4 protein-coding genes are annotated in these 2,803 nt (G+C 50.3%); all 4 read right to left on the bottom strand.

The genetic code is table 11. The features are described 5' to 3' along the window. Window positions 1–136: 136 nt before the first annotated feature. The 4 genes from JCM13995_RS13230 to JCM13995_RS16475 all read right to left on the bottom strand — a co-directional run bounded on the left by JCM13995_RS13230 (window position 137) and on the right by JCM13995_RS16475 (window position 2,633). Window positions 137–337 (bottom strand): hypothetical protein, encoded by a 201-nt coding sequence (locus tag JCM13995_RS13230; protein ID WP_054666489.1) that lies wholly within the window; start codon window positions 335–337, stop codon window positions 137–139. Next, window positions 330–1,088: an IS21-like element helper ATPase IstB gene (istB, locus tag JCM13995_RS13225; protein ID WP_054666486.1), complete on the bottom strand. Its 759-nt coding sequence runs from the start codon at window positions 1,086–1,088 to the stop codon at window positions 330–332. Before istB ends, JCM13995_RS13230 begins: the two co-directional genes overlap by 8 nt. Before the next feature lie 110 nt (window positions 1,089–1,198). Then, the gene (locus JCM13995_RS16480; protein ID WP_225350916.1) at window positions 1,199–2,083 is read right to left on the bottom strand and encodes a Mu transposase domain-containing protein; all 885 of its coding nucleotides are present in this window, start codon (window positions 2,081–2,083) and stop codon (window positions 1,199–1,201) included. Between the two features lie 19 nt (window positions 2,084–2,102). Continuing rightward, the gene (locus tag JCM13995_RS16475) at window positions 2,103–2,633 is read right to left on the bottom strand and encodes a transposase (protein WP_225350915.1); all 531 of its coding nucleotides are present in this window, start codon (window positions 2,631–2,633) and stop codon (window positions 2,103–2,105) included. Window positions 2,634–2,803: the final 170 nt, after the last annotated feature.

Genomic DNA, 2,803 nt, shown 5'->3' with positions numbered 1-2,803 from the left:
TGAAGGCGGCCATCGGAATTTACCACCTCTGCCAAACTTTTTACCACCTTCTGCCACGAATGTTACCACCTTGTGCCAACACTTTACCACTTGAAATGCCCACCGGTCTTACTTGACCAGTGGGCATCGTTGTCATCTATGCTTCTTCTTCGTCCTCTTCCAAGAATCGGTTGATCAATTTGACGCCGATTTTCACCAGCTCGTCGTCGGAGATTTGTTCATCGCTTTGCCAGATGGCATCAAGCAAGGCACCTTCAAGCTCAATGAACTGATCCTCACTCATCTTCAGTCCCATATAATATCCGGCGACACGGCGTTCTACTTCTTCATTAATCATCTTGTCCACCAATCCCGTAACGTTCACGCATCGATTTCTTTCCGTCGATTTCAATGTGGTAGGCCGTATGCACGATCCGGTCAAGAATCGCATCCGCAATCTGTGATTGTCCGAGCTTCTCATGCCAGGCCCGTGGTCCGAATTGCGAACAGAAGATGGTGGCGCGTTGCCCTGCGCGGCGTTCCATTAACTCTAGAATGAAGGTCGCTTGTTCTTGAGATACCGCAGTCAATAACCATTCATCGATAATCAGAAGATCATACTTGCCGTATTTGATCAGGATCTTTTTGAAGTCGCCATTCGCTTCATTCTTGGCGACGAGTAGGTCGTCCATGAGCTCTGGCAGCCGCACGTAACGTACCTTGTAGAACTGGCGGCAGGCCGCAATACCAAGTGCCGTCGCCAGCCAAGTTTTGCCGTTTCCAGACGCCCCCATGATCAACACGTTGTGGTGAGCCTTGATGTAGGCACCGGTGGCGAGTTTCGTGATGACGTCTTTGTCCAACTGACGGTCTGGACTGTAGTCAATGTTGCTGATGGAAGGCGCAGTGGTACTGAATCCAGCGTCTTTGATCAGGCGTTCTAGCTTGTTGTTCTGACGCGTGTCATAGGCGGCGTCGATCAATAACTCTAGACGATCCTCAAAGCCCATTTGCCGAATATTTTCGATATGTTCTTGGTTTGCTAAGGCCTCGACCATCGATGTAAGCCGCATTTCGTGCAATTTCCTAGTCGTTTCTTGATTGATCATGACCGACCCTCCCAAAGTATTCAGCTCCACGAGTGAAGCCATAGTCGTTTTCAACGTTCTTGTTTGCCAGTGCCTCTGGCGTTTTCTTCTTCTGATTGATCAACACCCGCTCAATAATGCGAGTGGTAGGCACTTGGGCGACCTGCTGCACCTCGCCGCAGGCGAACTCGAGTTGCGTTGCGCCATATTTTTTTCGCCAGCTTTTGAAGGCTTAAGATTGTGTGTAATGCTTGTCGCTCAGGATTGTGATTGAGTAAATCTTCCACAAGCGCACTAATGTGTGGACCGACGGTCGCCGCCCATGTCCGACTCGATTCGGCGGTGTGTGAGACGTATAACTTGTGTGCCTCTGGCATATGCTCTTGATTCGTTGAGAATTGCTCGCTACGGCCATAGAGTCGCGCATGCGAAGCGATACGGCTATCCTTGAAGAACACCTCGATCAAGCTATTCGTGAGACGAACGTCGACTTGACTGCCAATGTACTGAAACGGGACCGAATAAAACATCCGATCCACCTGGATGTGATAGTCTGGAGTTACGGTGGCAGTTTTCCAAGCCGCCATCTCAAACGGTGCCGCTGGCAGTGGATGAAGGGCGAACTTCTCTTCTGTGGAAAAGCCTTCTTCACGATTGCGACATTCCTTATATTTCTTTGTGAAAGGCCGTTGGTTGAAGTCCCGCAACTTCGACCAGACGGCCTGATTTAATTCTTCCAGAGTGAAGAATTGCTGATTGCGTAGCGCTGCGATGACCCATGTGGATAACGCTTTGACTGTGGCTTCCACCTTGGGTTTGTCTTTAGGCTTCCGCACCCGAGCGGGCATCACGACCGTACCGTAGTGCTCAGCCATATCGCGATAGACCGGATTCAGAACCGGGTCAAACTTGGCATGACTGTTGACGCCCGTCTTTAAGTTGTCTGACACCAAGATCTCAGTGACACCACCGAAGAACTCATAGGCATTGACATGACCGCGAATCCAATCTGGCATTGTCATGCTCAAGAACGCTTCACAATACCCATATTGGCTGCTGGGAAGCACAGCCAAAAACAGATATGCCGTGATTTTTTTCGCCAGTGTCGGCGTCACTCACTTCCAGTGTTGATCCAGCCCAGTCAACTTCCATCAGTTCGCCCGGCTTACGCCGGATACGCATGGTTGCTTTGTATTTCTGGGCAAAGTCGCCATACATCCGACAAAATGAACGGTATGAGTACGGCACCTTGTGAGAGTCCCGGCAATTGATTTGGTACTCGTAGTAAAGCAACGACAACGTCACGTTCTTCTTACCGAGTTCCTCGTGCAGATACTCCAAATCTGGCAACTCACGCCCCGTTGTTTCAGGAGCCAGTTCAGGGAAGAGGATTCGCCCAATCTGTGCATCTGTCAGTTGCGGATCAAGGGGCAATGAAAGCTCCGACTGCTTGGCCCGCTCAAGGACTTCTCGGACTTTGGGTCGAGAATGTCCAGTGCTTGCAGCGATGCTGCGCTGGCTGTGGTCTGGCGATAATTCCAGAATCCGGCGATACTGAATAGCCATAACAAAAACCTCCAATATATTCGATGTACGCGGTTACACGCCGCGTACTCAAAGTATATCGGAGGTTCTTTGATTTCTGAATGGTAAGATGCTTGGCACTGGGTGGTACATTGTTTGGCAGAAGGTGGTAAGATCCATGGCACGGGTGGTAAATTCGAATGGCCGCCTTC

Source organism: Lacticaseibacillus camelliae DSM 22697 = JCM 13995 (assembly GCF_001311195.1).
Taxonomy (GTDB): Bacteria; Bacillota; Bacilli; order Lactobacillales; family Lactobacillaceae; genus Lacticaseibacillus; species Lacticaseibacillus camelliae.
This window is presented reverse-complemented; position numbering and strand designations above follow the sequence as displayed.

Coding starts and splice junctions, on each gene's coding strand:
- JCM13995_RS13230 (WP_054666489.1), bottom strand. CDS start 337: ATGATTAATGAAGAAGTAGAACGCCGTGTCGCCGGATATTATATGGGA.
- istB (WP_054666486.1), bottom strand. CDS start 1,088: ATGATCAATCAAGAAACGACTAGGAAATTGCACGAAATGCGGCTTACA.
- JCM13995_RS16480 (WP_225350916.1), bottom strand. CDS start 2,083: ATGCCAGATTGGATTCGCGGTCATGTCAATGCCTATGAGTTCTTCGGT.
- JCM13995_RS16475 (WP_225350915.1), bottom strand. CDS start 2,633: ATGGCTATTCAGTATCGCCGGATTCTGGAATTATCGCCAGACCACAGC.